The sequence below is a fragment of the Providencia sp. PROV032 genome, assembly GCF_028484875.1.
Lineage (GTDB): Bacteria > Pseudomonadota > Gammaproteobacteria > Enterobacterales > Enterobacteriaceae > Providencia > Providencia rettgeri_E.
Genome location: NZ_JAMPSX010000010.1, coordinates 141,030 through 160,066 on the forward strand (window position 1 = coordinate 141,030; position 19,037 = coordinate 160,066).

Below are 19,037 nucleotides of genomic sequence, written 5' to 3' on the forward strand. Positions count from 1 at the left end.
TTTAAGTTAAATATTCAAATTTATTTGAGATGATTATTTCTCAGGGGAACACTTTGTCATAAAAAATAGAGTGAAAGTTTTTTCTTAATGAATTAATGCGGTGTCGGTAAATACAGTACCGTAATGTGAGGCTTAAGCTAAACAAACACCAAATATGAGTATTTATCGCTATTGATTCAATAATGTACTTTGGAATTCCTATAAGGAATATTTCTATTCATAGTAATAAGTAAACACAAATACAGGGAAATACTGTATTGAATTTTATATTTAAAATGACTTATGTGTTTGAAATGGATGTGTCTGTTTGTCTTTAAGTGAAATTGTTTTATTAAGCTAAAAATAAAAAATGGTGTTTTGTTGTTCATGGAAACATGGCACAGCATAAAATTAATTCAAATAATCATTAACTAGGTTTATTCCAATGAAAGTTAAAAATATTGCGTTATTAATGCTTTCTCCTTGCTATTTAGCGGTAGCAATGGCAAATGCCAGCAACTGGGAAAATTCTATCAAGGAAAACTCATTCATTGCGGATTCGGAACTCGAGCTGTCAACCCGCAACATGTGGAAATACTTAAAAACAGAAAACCGTTTTGATAAAAACGAAAACCGGTATAGAAAACAAGTCGCAAATGCTTGGGGGCAAAACTTCCAAGCAGATTTCAAATCAGGTTATTTCGCAGATGTCATTGGTTTTGATGCATCTTATTACGGTGGTATCAAGTTGGGTGCAAGTAAAGACTTCGCCTCCCGTGCAATTTTATATAACGATGATGGCCATGCGAAAGGGTATAACAAAATTGGTCAACGTTATGCAAAAATAAAACTTGACCTTGAACCTGTAAAATTTAATGCCAAGGCTGGTTGGTTTACACTGAAAAATACGGGTATTTTCACGAATTCACAGCGCTTATCATTGAACAGCTATAGCGGTTACTACACGAATACGGCGATCAGTGATTGGAGTTTGGACTTATTATATCTCGATAAAAAAGTTATGCGTCGTGATAGCCCAAATATTGATGCCATGTATTTTACTGATGCTAACGGTGTTCGACACAATGTTAATCATGTCATCACGGGAGGGATTAACTACAATACTAAGCCATTGAAAGTTTATTATTTCTATGGTCAAGCCGATGATTTATTCCGTCAACAAGGTTTAGAAGCAAAATATAAACTGACTTCAGATGTGACACTTGGTACACAAATCTATAACCATGAATACGGTAGTGACGGTAAACGTACTGAAACCGATAAACAAAAAGGGAAGCGTAATTTTGACAAACGTGCGTGGCACTATGCAGGGACGGCAGAATGGCGCATCCCAGAATCGCCTTGGACGCTAAGCACAGGCTTAACTTACACCCAAGCGAAAAAAGCGAACGGCGTCGGACAATTTGCACGTAACCCAATTGGTAACACGCGTGGCCGTTTTAACTCCCCAGCTTATGCAGATATCGACTACGTACGTGATGGTGAAACCATGGTCGCTATGGCCGCAGAGTATCGTATTAGTAAAGAGCTTTCTGTTGGCGCACGTACTAACTATTCAGAATTTAAATATGAAGGTGAAAGATTAAAACAAGGTCAGTTTGGTCTGTTTAGTTATTGGAAACCAACTGAAAATCTTTCTGTTTCGTTAAGTGGGGGTCTGGGCTGGCACCATCGTCAGGAAAACGACTACACGACCCCAAAATTATATGATGGTCAATCACGTCGCGCACACTCGTTATCTGGTTCAATGACAACGACTTATCGTTTCAAAATGTAGCCGATAGTTGAAAAGGATTAAAAGGTAAGATAAATGAAATACAAAATTGGATTACTCACACTGCTCATTTCCGGTGCACTTTTGGCGGGTTGTGCTTCCAAAAATACGGATACGGTAAAAGTACAAGTCATTGGTATAAATGACTTCCATGGCGCTCTACAAGCACCGGGCGATGGTAAGTTAGGTGGAATTGAGTCAATTGCGACACTGGTTAATCAATTAAGAGCGCAAAATGATAAAACTATCGTTGTAGGCGCGGGTGATTTAGTCGGCGCAAGCCCACTATTGTCATCAATGTTCTACGACGAACCCACTATTGAAGCGCTAAGTGCGATTGGTATGGAAACCAGTGCAGTGGGTAACCATGAGTTTGACAAAGGTAAAGAAGAGCTGCTGAGAAAGCAAAATGGTGGCTGTCACCCAACGGCCGGTTGTGTGGGTAAAGATTCCTTTTCAGGGGCTGACTTTAACTACTTAGCAGCCAACGTTATTGTTAAAGAAACTGGTGAAACACTGTTCCCATCTTACTTTATTAAAGAGTTTGATGGTGTTCCAATGGCATTTATTGGTTTAACGTTAGAAGGTACGCCGGCTATCGTAACACCAAGTGGAACCGCAGGTTTAGAATTCAAAAATGAAGTTGAAACTATTAATAACCAAGTGAAATTATTAAAATCACAAGGTATTAACAGTATCGGTGTTCTGATCCATGAAGGCGCAACACAACAAGTTGATACAAAAGTTAAAGATATTAACCGTTGCGATAATATCAAAGGCCCAATTGTTGATATCGTCAAACAATTAGATAGCGCGGTAGACTTTGTCGTTAGTGGTCATACACACCAAGCTTACAATTGTGAAATCAATGGGATGACTGTGATTTCTGCCCAATCTAACGGGACTTTATTGTCTCAATTAAATATTGAGATTGATAGAAACACGAAAGATATTGTTAGCATAAATGCAAAAAATATCCCTGTTGAGACGAGTCGCTATGAGAAAAACCCTGAGTTAACCACGTTCGTACAAAAATACGAAAAAATTGCGTTACCTATTTCTCAACAAGTGATGGGGTCTTTGACGGCTAATGTGGATAAAAAATTATTACCAGCAGGGGATTCTACCTTAGGTAAGATTATTGCTGATGGTCAATTATATGCAGCTTCCAGCAAAGAAGCGGGCGGTGCTCAAATTGCATTTATGAATAGTGGCGGTATTCGTGCTGACATGAAAGCAGGTGAATTGACGTATGGTGATATTTTCACAGTCCAACCATTCTCTAACGTGGTTGTCACACAGTCGCTAACAGGTGCACAAATTAAACAAGCGCTTGAACAGCAATGGGATCGTGCTCGTCCACAAGTCATGCCTGTTTCTAAAGGTTTTTATTACGAGTGGGACGACAGCCGCCCAGTGGGTGACAAAGTTATTCAAAAATCAATGAAATTAAACGGTAAGCCGTTAGACATGAACAAAAGCTATCGTGTTGCTGCGAATGAATTCTTAGCAACGGGTGGCAGCCGTTTCTCTGCCTTCAACCAAGGTAAAGACCGTGTTTATAGCCTGCCAGATAACGAAGCGTTAATGCAATATTTTAAAGATAACTCACCCGTTTCAGTTCCTACGGATGTGCGTATCAAGAAAATTAAATAATAAAATTTAATATTTAATTAAAAACTCTGAGGGTGCTTTTCATCCTTGGAGTTTTTTTTTGTGCTTTGTGTAGGTTTAGCTCAACAGCAGGGAATTGATAGTACACACCAATTTAAAAATGATAGAATAATAGTTCTCATTATCATTATGGTTTATGTGGATTTAAACAATTGATTGATATGAATACCAAAAAGCTGACTCGATTCGTTCGGAAGAAAAAATGATTTGACGAATGTGATAGTAGTCATAATAATCAACTAAATTGATATGAATCAATATTTGGTATTACCAATAGACCACGCATGATATTCTAATGGGAATGGAAGATAGCTTGGCTAATTATTGTTATATAAGACTTTTCTAGGTGAGAAACCTTAAATAACATTAATATATTTTGTTTCGAGGGATTTATGACCTTATCTCAACCCAAAATCATCGTTGTCGGCGGTGGTGCTGGCGGATTAGAACTGGCAACACGTTTAGGCCGCAAGTTAGGCCGTAAAAAACGCGCACAAATTACTTTGGTTGACCGCAACCCAAGTCATTTATGGAAACCACTATTACATGAAGTGGCAACAGGTTCGTTAGATGATGGTGTCGATGCGATAAGCTATCTGGCTCATGCACGCCATAATGCGTTTAATTTCCAGTTAGGTTCGCTTACCAATATTGACCGTGAAAATAAAAAAGTGGTTCTCGGTGAGCTTTATGATAAGCACGGCGAATTATTAGTCCCTCTGCGTGAATTAGAGTACGATATTTTAGTGATGGCACTAGGTAGTACGTCGAATGATTTCGGTACACCTGGCGTCAAAGAACACTGTATTTTCTTAGATAATCCACATCAAGCACATCGTTTTCATGACGAAATGTTAAATCTCTTTTTACGTTATTCAGTGCGTGATAACGCAGAAGAGAGCGTTAATATTGCTATTGTTGGTGGCGGTGCAACGGGCGTTGAGTTATCAGCAGAACTTTATAACGCAGTTGAGCAACTGACCAGTTATGGCTTCAAAGGGTTAGATACGGATGCATTGAATGTGACATTAGTCGAAGCTGGCGAACGTATCTTACCGGCCTTGCCTCCTCGAATTTCAAGTGCAGCTCACCAAGAACTTAATAAGCTAGGTGTGAATGTCTTGACAAAAACCATGGTGACCAGTGCTGATGAAGATGGTTTGAATACGAAAGAAGATGGTAAAATCTATGCGGACCTCATGGTTTGGGCTGCAGGGATCAAAGCACCTGACTTCATGAAAGATATCGCTGGGTTAGAAACCAACCGCATTAACCAATTGGTGGTAAAACCAACGTTACAAACATCTCGTGATGATATGATTTTTGCCATTGGCGATTGCGCATCATGTGCTAAGCCAGAAGGGGGCTTTGTGCCACCAAGGGCGCAGTCAGCCCATCAAATGGCTAGCCTTTGTTATGATAATATCGTCGCATTAATGAAAGATAAGCCTTTAAAAGAGTATGTTTATAAAGACCATGGCTCATTAGTATCACTATCTCGCTTTAGTACCGTTGGTAGCTTGATGGGTAATTTAATGCGTGGGGATATGATGGTAGAGGGACGCATTGCACGCTTTGTGTACATTTCTTTATATCGTATGCACCAAATTGCATTACATGGTTATATTAAAACTGGGCTAATGATGCTTGTTGGTAGTATTAACCGAATTATTCGACCGAAGTTAAAATTGCACTAATTTATTACTAATTAGTTGTTTAATCAGGTTTTAGTAGCGGTATGCACCTGTGTATTCGTATAACAGGTGCATTATTTCTTATATTTATAATGATAAATATGCCATTAATAAAATATATTAACTAAATCTGTCAAGATTTATCTGTATTAAATATTGCATAGAAAAACTATTTAGATCAAGAGTAATAGATTAAATATCGAGTATATTGCCATTATTGCTTATTCATATATTTTATCTAAATCAAATTTAAATCGAGGCGTTAATATAAAATAAGTGATTAGTATATTAAATACCTAGGGTATAAATAATTAAGGTGTAAATTTGGTTATATAACGAAAAGTTGAAAAATGAATGAGATCTTAGTGTATCTTATTGATTTTAATGGTTATATCAATCCCCCTCTAATAGAATTGTGAAATTACACTAATAGTAAAGTTTCTATTTTCCAAAACAGTTATAATAAACCGTTTTTTGATGATGACTTAAGATAATTCTAAAAAACAATACGATTAGTACGTAATTATCGAATTATTCTGAGTAGTGGTTACAATAGATACGGCATATTTTAATAAGGGTTAACGCGATGAAGCTAAAATTTAAGTTGTTATTAGCAACAGTAGTGGTATTCCTTATTGTCTTGCTCGTGGCTTTATTCAACCGAGCCCCTGAAATTAAGTTGGCTACGGTTTTATCTGTTGAACCAATCCAATCCAATCGCCTTGTGGAGTATGAAAATTGTACAGTTACTGGGGTTCTAGGTTCTTTTAATCAACAGTCTCTTTCTCGCTTTCATCCTGCGCAAAGTGAATGCAAAATGGTTTTCATGATTGAAGCGCTGCAAGGGAAAGGCTTTCCATCGCTGTTTGATATGCAAGATCAAACCTGTGTGAAGACACAAAAAATGGAATTAGTTGTTATTGGGTATGATGTTGTGTACCAAATAGGTAAAAATATTGGAAAAGTTAGAACATCCTATGCACCATCAATGTTTATTCCATTAGATGATGAAGGGCGCCTAGTATTAACATCATCTAATTCAGTATGTGAAACCATTCGCAGTGATATAAAAGAGTTATTACCCTTTTATTGCCTACAGCAAAATGAATTACCAATCACAAAAAACGCATCAGTAGTCTTAGAACTGCAACCGAATAAAAATACATTTGGCTTTATGGAATAATTTTTTCTATAAATATTATAGAGATAAAAGGCTACAAGAGTAGCCTTTTATCATTTTAGAGCATCAAACTTAGCTAATTTGATGCTCTTCAAATCCAATGAGTAATTGTTTAATAAACTCTAGTCGAGAAACTCTTTCGGTTAAATCATGGAAAAATTTTAGTCTAACAGGGCCATCTAACCGATAAGTTTGTGGCTGGTTTTGTAATAAGCTTATTAAGAAACTTGGGTCGACTTTATTTTTATCACCAAACTCAATGAACCCGCCTTTTTCATGAGCTTCAATTCGTTTAATACCAAGGGCTTGAGCTTGTAATCGAATAGCCGCATTCGTTAGTAAGAATTTACCTGCATCTGGTAGGCTACCAAAACGATCGATTAACTCTGTACGTAGGTCGTTGAGCTCTTGGCTTCCTTTTGCACTGGCTATCCGCTTATAGAAAGATAAACGGATATTCACATCATGAATATAGTCGTCAGGCAACAGAACAGGCATGCGCAACTCAATTTCTGTTTGTTGGTTAGTTAAATCTTCTAATGAAGGCTCACGGCCCTCTTTTAGCGCATCAACCGCACTTTCTAACAGTTCCATGTAGAGGGTAAAACCAATCGTGGTCATTTGCCCACTTTGATCTTCACCGAGTAATTCACCCGCACCACGAATTTCCAAATCATGAGTTGCTAAAGCAAACCCAGCTCCTAAATCTTCCAGTGAAGAAATGGCTTCAAGACGTTTATGTGCATCGGAAGTCATGGCTTTTGGATGCGGAGTGAGCAAGTATGCATAAGCTTGATGGTGAGAACGACCCACACGGCCACGTAGTTGATGGAGTTGTGCTAACCCGAAATGGTCAGCGCGTTCAATGATAATGGTATTTGCCGTCGGTATATCAATACCAGTTTCAATAATTGTTGTGCATATCAATACATTAAAACGTTGATGATGGAAATCTGTCATTACGCGTTCTAATTCGCGCTCACGCATTTGGCCATGACCAACAACAAAACGGGCTTCAGGGACTAACTCTTCAAGGCGTGCTTTGGCTTTTTCAATGTTTTCAACATCATTGTAAAGGTAATAAACTTGGCCGCCACGTAAGGTTTCGCGTAAAATTGCTTCACGGACAACTAAGTCATCATATTGGCGCACAAAGGTTTTTACAGCCAAACGGCGTGCTGGTGGTGTGGCGATAATAGATAAATCACGCATACCACTCATGGCCATATTGAGCGTCCGAGGGATAGGTGTGGCAGTCAGCGTTAAGATATCAACGTCTGCACGCATGGCTTTGATGCGTTCTTTATGACGGACACCAAAGCGGTGTTCTTCATCGACGACAAGTAAGCCTAAATCTTTCCATACTAAGTCACTTTGTAGCAATTTGTGGGTACCAATTAGAATATCCACTTTGCCTTCAGCAGCTTGGGTAATAATTTGTTGTTGCTCTTTCGCTGTTTTAAAGCGTGACAACATTTCGATACGGACAGGCCAGTTAGCAAACCTATCTTTAAAGTTATCGTAGTGCTGCTGCGCAAGTAGTGTCGTGGGGACTAACACGGCAACTTGCTTGTTATTATTAATCGCAAGGAATGCGGCTCGCATTGCCACTTCGGTTTTACCAAAGCCCACATCGCCACAAACCAGACGATCCATCGCTAATGGCTGGCACATATCACTGAGAACGGCATTGATGGCGGCTTCTTGGTCAGGCGTTGTTTCGAATGGAAAACCTTGACAAAACTCTTGGTATTGTTGTTTATCATGCTTAAATGCAAAGCCAGCTTTAGCGGCTCGTTGTGCATAGATATCAAGAAGTTCTGCCGCAACATCGCGAACTTTTTCAGCCGCTTTTTGGCGTGCACGCCCCCAGCTATCACTGCCTAATTTATGCAATGGGGCATTTTCATCCGCGCCACCTGCATAACGACTAATTAAATGAAGCGAAGAAACAGGAACATACAGTTTATCATTGCCAGCATAGGTTAAAATTAAATATTCCGCTTTAATCCCACCCGCTTCTAAGGTAGTTAGCCCTTGGTAACGGCCCACACCATGCTCAATATGGACAACTGGTTGCCCCGTGCGTAATTCCGCTAAATTACGAATGAGGGTATCGGTATTAATGGAACGGCGGTTATCTGACCGGCGGCGAACAACACGCTCCCCAAGCAAATCGCTTTCACAAATTAATGCTTTATGGATATCAGATTGAATAAAACCATGTTCAGCGGCACCAATGGTGATGGCAAACCGGTTATCAGCAGGGCTAGTATAGCTTTGAATAATTTCAGGGCGAATTTTTAAACGAGCTAATAGTTCGGTAACGGTTTCACGTCGGCCTTCGCTTTCAACAGAAAAGACGATAGTTCCATCGAACTGTTCAGTAAACTGCCGCAATTTTTCGAGTGGCGTTTTGCTTTGCCCTTGTGTGCTGATATCCGGTAATGGCAGATAATCTAAATTGGTATTTGCCGCTTTTTTGGGCAGAGACTCAGGTGATAATTGAATACGTGGCCAGTTTTTTAATGATTGATTAAGTTGTTCAACGGTTAGCCAGAGTTCAGATGGCGGGAGCAATGGGCGCATAGGGTCGACACCGCGGCTTTCATACCGTTGTCGAGTATCAACCTGAAACCGTTCAGCGGCTTCTTGTAAGTTCTGCGAAACAATTAAGCTTGATGGTGGTAAATACTCAAATAAAGAGGGCAGTGGCTGTGCAAAGAATAAAGGCTGCCAATACTCAATACCTGCTGGTAAGGTATTTTTACTGACTTGTTGGTAAATATGCTCTGGGTCACGGCGAACCTCAAAACGCTCCCGCCATTGGCTGCGGAAACGTTCAATCGCGTCTTTATCGGTCGGGAACTCATGCGCTGGGAGTAAATTAATTTGCTCGACTTCCTCGAGTGTTCTTTGTGAGTCTACGTCGAAAGTTCGCAAGCTATCAATTTCATCATCAAAGAAATCAATACGAAATGGTAATGAACTTCCCATTGGAAATAAATCGAGCAGCGCTCCGCGTGTTGCATATTCGCCATGTTCTAAAACTTGTTCAACATGGCGGTAACCCGCGTTATCGAGCTCATTCCGTAAGTTATCACGGGAAAGTTTATCACCTTTTGCCATCAACAAAGCATGGCTGGTTAAAAAGTCAGCAGGGCAGACTTTTTGCATCAGCGTATTGACGGGAAGAATTAATGCGCCTTTTTGTAAACTGGACAAACGGTACAGGGTCGATAAACGATGAGAAATAATTTCCTGATGGGGGGAGAAATTGTCATATGGCAATGTTTCCCAATCAGAAAGTGTCTCTATAGGGTGTTGTGTAAACTGTTGAATTTCATCTTTTAAACGTAATGCATTTTGCATGTCACGTGTCACGATGATAACAGGCCCTTGATGACGTTGTATTATTTCTCCACATTCAAGTGCACCAGCCGCCCCGATAAGGCAACCTAAATGGCGAACATCGCCACTACGACTAGGGAGTTCATAACGAAATTTTGACAACATAGAAATCTTCGGTATCTCACAGCGATTAGTAAGCAGTTAAACAAGAGTTAGCACAAACATAGCCAAATTTTGCACGAAAAATAGTTAAGTTAATCAATGGATAGTTAAACTACAAAATTCGGAACAAAACAATCAGTTTTAACTCGTAATTCGTCTGAAAGTCAGACAAAAAGGCACTCAAAGCAGAAAAAAAACCATCGAGTGGTTCCATTCATCAATCGTACCCTTTATTATCGCTGAACACTTCGCTTTGGCAACAGGGGCATCATAGATTTCATGCACCAATCTGTCTCATTATTTATAGGCCTACGCTATTTACGTGGGCGCGCCGCAGATAAATTTGGGCGTTTCGTTTCCAGTTTATCTGCCATTGGTATCACACTGGGGGTGACGGCATTGATAACCGTCACTTCAGTGATGAATGGGTTCGAGCGATCTTTACAAGATAGCATACTTGCTTATATGCCGCAGGCAATTTTAACCTCTGCCTCTGGAAACATAGACCCAGCAAAATATCCAATAACCGACCTACAACATTTAAACGGTGTTAGCCATATTGCACCTATTGTGCAATCTGACGTGGTATTACAAAGCCGAACCAATGTTGGCGTTGGTGTCATGGGGGGGATTGAACCTGAAGAACCTTCGCTATTATTGGATAAACTGGTTGTTGGGCAACGCAGTGATCTTAAAGAAGGCAGTTACAATGTTTTTCTGGGGAACAAACTGGCAGAAACGCTTGGCGTAAAACGTGGTGATGAAGTTCGCTTAATTATTCCTGGGGTGAGTCAGTTAACACCGATGGGGCGTATTCCAAGTCAGCGCTTATTTACCGTTGCAGGCATTTTCCAAACGAATGGGGAAGCGGATACGAGCGAGTTGGTCGTCGCACAGCAAGATGCCGCACGTATGCTACGTTATCCAACAGGGCACATTACTGGGTGGCGTTTATATTTGGATGAACCTTTACAAGTTGACGTTTTGAGTCAGCAAACGTTACCAGAAGGCTTGGTGTGGAAAGATTGGCGAGAGCGTAAAGGGGAGTTTTTCCAAGCGGTTCGCATGGAAAAAAATATGATGGGCTTATTGCTCAGCTTAATTATCGCAGTGGCGGCATTTAACATTATTACCTCGCTATCGTTGTTAGTGATGGAAAAGCAAGGTGAAGTGGCTATTTTAAAAACCCTTGGTCTCAAACGTTGGCGTATTTTAATGATATTTATGATCCAAGGTGCAGGGGCGGGGGTGATTGGTTCACTCATTGGCACAATATTAGGCACAATACTTTCTAGTCAACTGAATGTCATTATGCCGCTGATTGGTTTATTACCTAAAGGTGTCTCTCTGCCTATTGTGCTTGATTACTCTGGTATTTTAATTATTGCACTGAGTGCAATGCTGATTTCTCTGCTGGCAACGCTTTATCCTTCTTGGCGTGCAGCAGCGGTTCAACCTGCTGAGGCTTTACGTTATGAATAAACAACCACTTCTGGTCTGTGAAAATTTGAGTAAAACATATCAAGAAGGGACATTGTCGACGCAAGTGTTGAAAAATGTCAGTTTTTCCATGGGGCTTGGGGAAATGATGGCTATTGTGGGAAGCTCGGGTTCGGGTAAAAGTACCTTATTACATTTACTGGGGGGCCTAGATACCCCATCAGAAGGGAATGTCATTTTTCGTGGGCAGCATATTAATCAATTATCTTCAGATGAACGTGCGGCTATTCGTAATAAAGATTTAGGTTTTATTTACCAATTTCACCATCTTTTACCGGATTTTACCGCCTTAGAGAATGTGGCGATGCCTTTATTGATTGGCAAGGTTGCGAAAGAAACTGCATTTTCGAAAGCGACCGAAATGCTAGAAGCGGTCGGGCTAGCGCATCGGGCAGGGCATCGTCCTTCTGAATTGTCAGGGGGAGAGCGTCAGCGTGTTGCTATTGCAAGGGCGTTAGTGAATGAGCCAGCATTGGTTTTAGCCGATGAGCCGACAGGTAATCTGGACTTACGCAATGCAGACGCCATTTTTGAATTGCTGGGGGAATTAAACCGAACACAGCGGACCGCATTTTTAGTGGTCACTCATGATATGACACTAGCTCGCCGGTTATCTCGTCAATTGGAAATGCGTGATGGGCATTTACAGCAGGAAATTACCTTGGGGGCTCGGTAATGTCTAAATTGCCTCTTTCACTACTCACAGCGCTGCGTTTCAGCCGTGGTCGACGTCGAACCGGGATGGTCTCGTTAGTCTCGATAGTTTCAACGTTGGGTATTGTTCTCGGGGTTGCAGTGCTCATTATCGGTTTGAGCGCGATGAACGGCTTTGAGCGAGAATTAAATAACCGCGTATTATCTGTCGTTCCCCATGGGCAAATATATGCAGTTAAACCGCCCTATAAAGATTTGGAATTTGCTGAACAAGTTATCCGAAAAACGCCGGGTGTAGAAGGCGTTAGTCCTTACATCAATTTTACTGGGTTGCTTGAGCGTGGCGCAAATTTAAAAGCAATCCAAGTGATGGGAGTTTCACGAGAAACGCAATCACAAGTCAGCGCATTACCACAGTTTATTCTCAATGACGCTTGGCAGCATTTTGAAGCGGGTAAACAATCAATTATTTTAGGCCAAGGTGTGGCTGATGCATTGAATGTGAAGGTTGGGGATTGGGTGACAATCATGATCCCAAATACGGATGCTAGCTTAAAAATTCAACAACCTAAGCGTATTCGCGTGCAGGTGACAGGGGTTTTTAAACTGAGCGGCCTGCTAGATCACCAGTTGGCACTTGTTCCACTCGCAGATGCACAGGAATACCTCGACTATGGGGATGGTGTGACAGGGTTTGAAATCAAAGCCACAGACCCATTTATTGCCGATCAAGTTGTTTATGATGCAGGTTTGAAAACTATGCATCACGTTGTCGTAAAAAGCTGGATTGGTGATTATGGCTATATGTACAATGATATTCAAATGGTTAGAAGTATCATGTACTTAGCTATGATATTAGTCATTGGTGTTGCCTGTTTTAATATTGTTTCTACGCTTGTTATGGCCGTTAAAGATAAAAGTAGTGACATCGCTGTATTGCGAACCTTAGGAGCAAAAGATAGGCAAATCCGCGCTATTTTCTTATGGTATGGTTTGTTGGGGGGCCTTGTTGGTTCTTTGATTGGCGCGGTACTTGGGGTCGTCATATCCTTAAATTTAACGTCAATGATCAAGGTGATAGAGGCTATTGTTGGCCATCCAATTTTGTCCGGTGATGTCTATTTTATTGATTTTTTACCGTCTGAATTGCATGTTATGGATGTAGTTTATGTTTTAATTACAACCATTGTGTTAAGCCTGTTAGCCAGTTGGTATCCAGCTCGCCGAGCGAGTAAGTTAGACCCAGCTCGGATCCTCAGTGGCCAATAGTCATTAGGGCAAAGAGCCAATTATTTTTAGGGAATGGCGCTAAAAATTTATTGGCTCTTTATATGATGGCTGTGCAGTTAAAAACATCTGTTTATAGCTACGAGTTTCGACCATTTCTTCTGTAAATCCATACTGTTTGGCCGTCGCCATCAACCTTTTATATAAACTATCAAGTAAATCTTGTTCATCAGTCATGATGGCAAACTCAGCGAACCAACCGATCCCACTAAGATGGTCAATTGTTATGTGTATGTCATTCAGAAAATAAATACTTCTTACCTTTGTCGTGGTTAAGTAGCAATGGTATCCCAGTGTCGTCAACATGTTTTGTACATGATGGCAGTCATCAATATTAATGGCTTTGCATTCAGAAAGCCCAGGGCCTTTAACTATCCATAATTTTATGCCTGATGGCACCATTTCACGGACACACATACTGACGTTATTGTCGGCCAGTGGTAAATGTGGGTTTTCATAGAAATAATCTGTTTCTATATTATTTTCCGTAAAGGGTTCGGCCAAGTCGGCTCTTATTTTATGCAAAAAAGTGTCAGGGTCTGGTAATTGAAATTTAATCTCAGCTTCATATTTGCCGACAAAATGTTGGCTCATGTTGAGTATCCTTAGTACGGGTCTTCAGAACAGTGATGGTAACACAAAGCGGAAAATGAAAAGGGAGATAAAGATAAGATTAGTCAACTGATAAGTGCCTATGCGTCGAGGCTAGGCACTTTGAAAATAAATTCAACTGTTTATTTTTTGGTCATTTTATCGAGGTAACCCATAACGAATGCAGATAATACAAAGGTTAAATGGATAACGACATACCACATTAGTTTGTCATTTGAGACACTTTTTAAGTCCATAAAGATTTTTAACAAGTGAATTGAGGAAATTGCAACAATGGAAGCCGCGACTTTATTTTTTAATGATGAAGCGTCCATTTTTCCAAGCCAGCCAAGTTTTTCGCTGTTGTCAGGAATATCCATTTGTGAAACAAAGTTCTCATAACCTGAAAACATCACCATCACCAATAACCCACCGACTAATGCCATATCAATCAATGATAATAGCGTTAAAATTAAGTCTGCTTCAGGAATTGAAAAGATATTTGGCAAAATATGGTATAGCTCTTGAAAGAACTTAATGGTTAAAGCCAATAGTGTCAGTGAAAGCCCAAAATAGATAGGCGCTAAAATCCAACGTGAAGCATACATCGCTCTTTCAAAAAACTTTTCCATGAAATCCCTTGTAGTGGTGAGTTAATAACACAGTAAAATCTGCGAGGCGTATTTTAACTGCACTGAGAGTGAACGAGAAAGGTTTTTTTATTGTTTTCCCATTGTGGCAGTTTTATGGCGTATTTATGAATATATGATGTCATTTTCATGAACAAAAAGTGACAAAATCGATACCTTCGATATTTTTATTTGCATTCAGCATGATGATGCGTTTTAGTATGTTAACATTTAGATAATATCATCAGTTGTGGTAAGGAAATGGTTAATATGCCAATAAAATACACACTTGAGCTTGATTGTTTTAAATAATTTCAAACAATCAAGGTTTATAAATTCATGTCGTAATGACATGATAGAAAACAATTAATATTTAATACGGTATAAATTTTATTGGTGATATGGATGAAAGGAAGTTTTGATGTTGCGATTTCGTTATAGGTTGAAAAAAGCTCGTAAGAATAAATGTATACGCCGCCAGCGACTTCGTAACCGGTCTTTTTATATAGATAATAGATTGGATAACATGAAAAATGTCAATATCGTCGTTTTGACGGGGGCTGGAATTTCAGCTGAATCTGGGATCCAAACATTCCGTTCTGCGGATGGATTATGGGAGGAGCATCGCGTTGAAGATGTCGCTACTCCTGAAGGTTTCGAGCGTGATCCTGAATTAGTACAACGTTTTTATAATGAGCGGCGTCGGCAGTTACAGCAAGAAAATATTAAGCCTAACGCCGCTCACTATGCACTTGCACAGCTTGAAGAACTTTTTGGTGACCGCTTTTTGTTAATTACGCAAAATATAGATAATTTGCATGAAAGAGCGGGGAGTCAGCGGGTTATCCATATGCATGGAGAGCTATTAAAAGTTCGCTGTAATTGGTCAAATCAAGTATTGGAGTGGAAAGGGGATTTATCGGTCGATGACCGCTGTCATTGTTGCCAATTTCCTCAACCGCTGAGGCCCCATATTGTTTGGTTTGGTGAAATGCCAATTGGAATGGATTATATTTATCAATCCATTGAATCGGCGACTATTTTTATTTCTATTGGAACGTCTGGCCATGTGTATCCTGCGGCAGGTTTTGTGCATGAGGCGAAATTACATGGGGCACATACCGTCGAACTGAATTTAGAGCCTAGCCAAGTGGAAAGTGAGTTCGATGAAAAACACTATGGTTTAGCCAGCAAAGTCGTTGTTGAATATATTAATAAGCTTATTACTGAGTTACAGGTTAAAAATACCGCGCAATAAGCTTTTAATATATAACATTATAGGGGAAGCGTATTGTTTCCTCTTATAGGTTAGACGTTTGTATCCATCATGGCTGGCATCGTAATCTCTTTGACACAGGTTGCATTGCTGGTATTGGCGATAAAACGCACGGCGTTGACAACATCTTGTAATGGGATTAATTGCCCATCACTTTTTTCAATGACCTCATCGACAGAAACAGTTAATGGGAACTCAGTTGCTAGATAACCTAAGTTTATGACTGATATTGCTATTTTATCTTCCCGTAGTGTTTCTCTTAATGACTGGACTATCCCTCTGAGGGCATATTTGGTGGCAGAAAAGGTGACTTCCTTGCCATTATGATTATCTAAACCCCATGTGGAGCCAATCAATATAACCTTACTGTTTTTTGCTAGGCGCAAATTAGGTAAGAGCGCTTTTAGATTTAATAAACAGGCACTTATATTGGTTTGAACCATATTGAGTAACTCTATGTCATCAGTCGATTCAAATTGGTACTCTTCATTAAATGCCAATTTTTCCCATATGCCAACGTTATAAATTAAAGTATGAATAGGTTGATTTTGAATAACATGCTTAATGGTATTTGCACTATTAATGTCATTTAAATCAGCAGGGATCCACGTAAAATTAGTTTGTTCAAAAGGAGGTTTTGAGCGAGAAACACCATAAATATGGTCTACTTTTTCAGGGAATCCTTCGACTAATGCCTTGCCTAAGCCTTTGCTCACACCATAAATTAAACATGTTTTTGACATAGATATTCCTATTAACGAGTTAAACTTCGTTTTGTTTATTAATTAGATAATAAATAAAAAAATAATAGGTCATATATAACATACTATTTCAATTCAATAATTGATGATCTGTGTAGTGGGAGAGTGAAAGTTAACCAAGAGGCGTGTTTTTAGGTAACTAATAATTTACTAATTAATGTAATTTAATTATTACCCCTATTAATTATAGGTGCTGATTGTGACTATGACAGTTAATCACCCAAAAAATACGCTAAAAAATAAATTTTATTAAAGATTTACTATAAAAATAGTGCGCATTAACAGGAAAGCTGATTTGAGACAATAATTGAATCTGTGATCTTTCCCATAATATAAACATTGATATTTTAGGGGGAAGGGTATGGACAAACTCTTAGAGCGGTTTTTTGAATATACCGCTTTCGATACACAGTCAAAACTAAACGCAAAAACCGTACCGAGCAGTGCGGGGCAGTTAAAGTTTGCTCGCGCATTAGTTAATGAACTGAACGAATTAGGTTTTGAAAAAATAACACTAAGCGATCAAGGTTGTGTGATGGCCTATTTGCCGTCAAACGTTGATTGGGATGTTCCCACTATTGGTTTTATTTCACACTTAGACACAGCGCCTGATTTTTCAGGTAAAAACGTGAGTCCACAAGTCCTTGAAAATTATCGAGGTGGGGATATTGCGTTAGGTATTGGTGATGAAGTGTTATCCCCAGTAATGTTTCCGGTACTCCATGAAATGATTGGCAAAACCCTGATCATGACTGATGGTAAAACCTTACTTGGTGCCGATGATAAAGCGGGAATTGCAGAAATTATTACAGCATTCGTCCGTTTAAAGGAAAAAAATATTCCTCATGGGAAAGTCTGTCTTGCATTTACCCCTGATGAAGAGATAGGACGTGGGGCTCGCCATATCGACTTTAAACAATTTGATGCATTGTGGGCCTATACCGTCGATGGTGGTGGTGTTGGTGAATTAGAGTATGAAAATTTTAATGCGGCCAATGTTTCGATTAAAATTGTCGGCAATAACACCCATCCAGGTACAGCCAAAGGGGTGATGGTGAATGCATTAGGGTTAGCAAATCGTATTCATGCAATGTTACCTCCCGATGAAACACCTGAAAGTACAGATGGTTATGAAGGGTTTTATCATTTAACCTCGTTAAAAGGTACAGTAGAGAAGGCCGAGTTGAATTATATTATTCGTGATTTTGACTTAGCAGGATTTGAAGCTAGGAAGAAAAATATCATTCGAATTGCTGAAAAAGTTGGCGAAGGGCTACATCCAAGTTGTTATATCGAACTAACGCTTGATGATACCTATTATAACATGCACAAAGAGGTCATGAAGTACCCACACGTGATTGAACTAGCCAAGCAAGCGATGCTTGATTGTGGCATTGAGCCCATTATTCAACCTATCCGGGGCGGTACTGACGGAGCTCAGCTTTCACATCGCGGCTTACCGTGCCCAAATATTTTTACAGGTGGATATAATTTCCACAGTAAACATGAGTTTATAACCCAAGAAGGTATGGAACAGGCTGTTAGTGTGATTATGCGTATTGCGGAGCTAACGGCTATCCACGCACGGCAATCCTGATATCTTGCCATAAATAGAGTGCTTACTGCGATAAGCACTCTAATTTTTCTATTGAAATAATACAGAAATACCACTAAGCGCCAGTAAAATACCCATGACTAAATTAAATCGTTTTAATATTTTAGGTTGTTTTAGTCTTTCTCTTAATTTACTGCCAAACATCGCCCAGATAGCAACACACGGCCAGTTGATGGCTGAGAAGATGACGGCGACCTGAAACATCGATAAATAGGGGGCGTTTGTATTGGTATACATGGCCATTCCAGAAATAGCCATCATCCATGCTTTAGGATTTATCCATTGAAATAGTGCCGCTTCTAAGAAAGTTAGCGGTTTAATCTCTTGGTTATTTGTCTGTGCAATGGAATGGCTAATCGTGGTTTTCCATGCAAGCCAGAACAAATAAACAATTCCAAAATATTTTAATATCGAATAAATCATAGGGGATGATTGGATCAAGGCTCCGATTCCAAGCCCTACTGCAACGAGCATAATAAGAAAACCGATTGATACTCCCAATGAATGCGGCAATGTTTTTCTAAATCCAAAATTAATGCCTGAAGCAAGTAACATAATATTATTGGGTCCTGGCGTTATGGATGTCACAAAGGAAAACAATGATAAAGCCAAAAGTGTTTCTATGTTCATGTTGTTATCATCTTTAAAAGGGGTAATTAACGCTGTATAGGATTGGCGATGTTGAAGTAAAAACAGTTTAGAATTGAATCAAATAAAATACGTTATCTTTGCGTGCTGATGAGTAAATCAGGCTCATAAAGGGAGTATGTGACCGTGAAATAAAATACAGACTAAAATAAATAACTTAGTTATTAATGAAGGTATTTTAATTACAGTCAGCGGTTTTTATTAATGGGGTAGGAGAGAGTTGCTATATCATACTAATAGA

Annotated in this window: 14 protein-coding genes; 9 read left to right on the top strand and 5 right to left on the bottom strand. The window is 39.5% G+C overall.

The genetic code is table 11. The annotated features are described in order from the left end of the window. The first annotated feature begins 424 nt into the window (after positions 1–424). The 4 genes from PSF42_RS09465 to umoD all read left to right on the top strand — a co-directional run bounded on the left by PSF42_RS09465 (position 425) and on the right by umoD (position 6,325). Positions 425–1,777: an OprD family outer membrane porin gene (locus tag PSF42_RS09465; protein WP_125891194.1), complete on the top strand. Its 1,353-nt coding sequence runs from the start codon at positions 425–427 to the stop codon at positions 1,775–1,777. A gap of 33 nt (positions 1,778–1,810) precedes the next feature. After that, on the top strand, positions 1,811–3,430 hold the full coding sequence (locus PSF42_RS09470) for a bifunctional metallophosphatase/5'-nucleotidase (RefSeq protein ID WP_272679902.1): 1,620 nt from the start codon (positions 1,811–1,813) through the stop codon (positions 3,428–3,430). 410 nt (positions 3,431–3,840) lie between these two features. After that, entirely contained in the window at positions 3,841–5,145 is a 1,305-nt protein-coding gene (locus PSF42_RS09475; RefSeq protein WP_125891192.1) for an NAD(P)/FAD-dependent oxidoreductase, read from the top strand. Between the two features lie 583 nt (positions 5,146–5,728). Next, the gene (gene umoD / locus PSF42_RS09480; protein ID WP_125891191.1) at positions 5,729–6,325 is read left to right on the top strand and encodes a UmoD family flagellar biogenesis regulator; all 597 of its coding nucleotides are present in this window, start codon (positions 5,729–5,731) and stop codon (positions 6,323–6,325) included. A gap of 69 nt (positions 6,326–6,394) precedes the next feature. Here the strand turns inward: umoD and mfd are convergent, their stop codons facing one another. After that, the gene (mfd, locus tag PSF42_RS09485) at positions 6,395–9,838 is read right to left on the bottom strand and encodes a transcription-repair coupling factor (protein ID WP_272679903.1); all 3,444 of its coding nucleotides are present in this window, start codon (positions 9,836–9,838) and stop codon (positions 6,395–6,397) included. A gap of 276 nt (positions 9,839–10,114) precedes the next feature. On the opposite strand from mfd, the gene lolC reads away from it, so the two are divergent. From lolC to lolE, 3 genes are read left to right on the top strand one after another with little or no spacing between them, the layout of a single operon-like run. Further along, a complete protein-coding gene (gene lolC, locus PSF42_RS09490) occupies positions 10,115–11,317 on the top strand; it encodes a lipoprotein-releasing ABC transporter permease subunit LolC (protein WP_213912592.1) in 1,203 nt (400 codons plus the stop codon). After that, on the top strand, positions 11,310–12,011 hold the full coding sequence (lolD, locus tag PSF42_RS09495) for a lipoprotein-releasing ABC transporter ATP-binding protein LolD (RefSeq protein ID WP_125891188.1): 702 nt from the start codon (positions 11,310–11,312) through the stop codon (positions 12,009–12,011). The genes lolC and lolD overlap by 8 nt, the downstream gene beginning before the upstream one ends. Next, positions 12,011–13,258 (top strand): lipoprotein-releasing ABC transporter permease subunit LolE, encoded by a 1,248-nt coding sequence (lolE, locus tag PSF42_RS09500; RefSeq protein WP_272679904.1) that lies wholly within the window; start codon positions 12,011–12,013, stop codon positions 13,256–13,258. Before lolD ends, lolE begins: the two co-directional genes overlap by 1 nt. Positions 13,259–13,297: 39 nt before the next feature. Here lolE and cyaB read toward each other — a convergent pair whose 3' ends face one another. After that, positions 13,298–13,870 (bottom strand): class IV adenylate cyclase, encoded by a 573-nt coding sequence (cyaB, locus tag PSF42_RS09505; RefSeq protein ID WP_125891186.1) that lies wholly within the window; start codon positions 13,868–13,870, stop codon positions 13,298–13,300. Positions 13,871–14,010: 140 nt separating this feature from the next. Next, positions 14,011–14,499 (bottom strand): TIGR00645 family protein, encoded by a 489-nt coding sequence (locus PSF42_RS09510; RefSeq protein WP_125891185.1) that lies wholly within the window; start codon positions 14,497–14,499, stop codon positions 14,011–14,013. Positions 14,500–14,920: 421 nt separating this feature from the next. On the opposite strand from PSF42_RS09510, the gene cobB reads away from it, so the two are divergent. Further along, positions 14,921–15,754: a Sir2 family NAD+-dependent deacetylase gene (gene cobB, locus PSF42_RS09515; protein WP_125891391.1), complete on the top strand. Its 834-nt coding sequence runs from the start codon at positions 14,921–14,923 to the stop codon at positions 15,752–15,754. A 50-nt stretch (positions 15,755–15,804) separates the two neighbouring features. Here cobB and PSF42_RS09520 read toward each other — a convergent pair whose 3' ends face one another. After that, positions 15,805–16,515 (bottom strand): SDR family oxidoreductase, encoded by a 711-nt coding sequence (locus tag PSF42_RS09520; protein ID WP_272679905.1) that lies wholly within the window; start codon positions 16,513–16,515, stop codon positions 15,805–15,807. A gap of 379 nt (positions 16,516–16,894) precedes the next feature. On the opposite strand from PSF42_RS09520, the gene pepT reads away from it, so the two are divergent. Then, positions 16,895–18,130 carry a peptidase T gene (gene pepT, locus PSF42_RS09525; protein WP_125891183.1) on the top strand — a complete coding sequence of 412 codons (1,236 nt, stop codon included), beginning with the start codon at positions 16,895–16,897 and terminating at the stop codon, positions 18,128–18,130. Positions 18,131–18,178: 48 nt separating this feature from the next. Here the strand turns inward: pepT and PSF42_RS09530 are convergent, their stop codons facing one another. Beyond that, positions 18,179–18,778 carry a LysE family translocator gene (locus PSF42_RS09530; protein WP_125891182.1) on the bottom strand — a complete coding sequence of 200 codons (600 nt, stop codon included), beginning with the start codon at positions 18,776–18,778 and terminating at the stop codon, positions 18,179–18,181. Between the last annotated feature and the right edge of the window lie 259 nt (positions 18,779–19,037).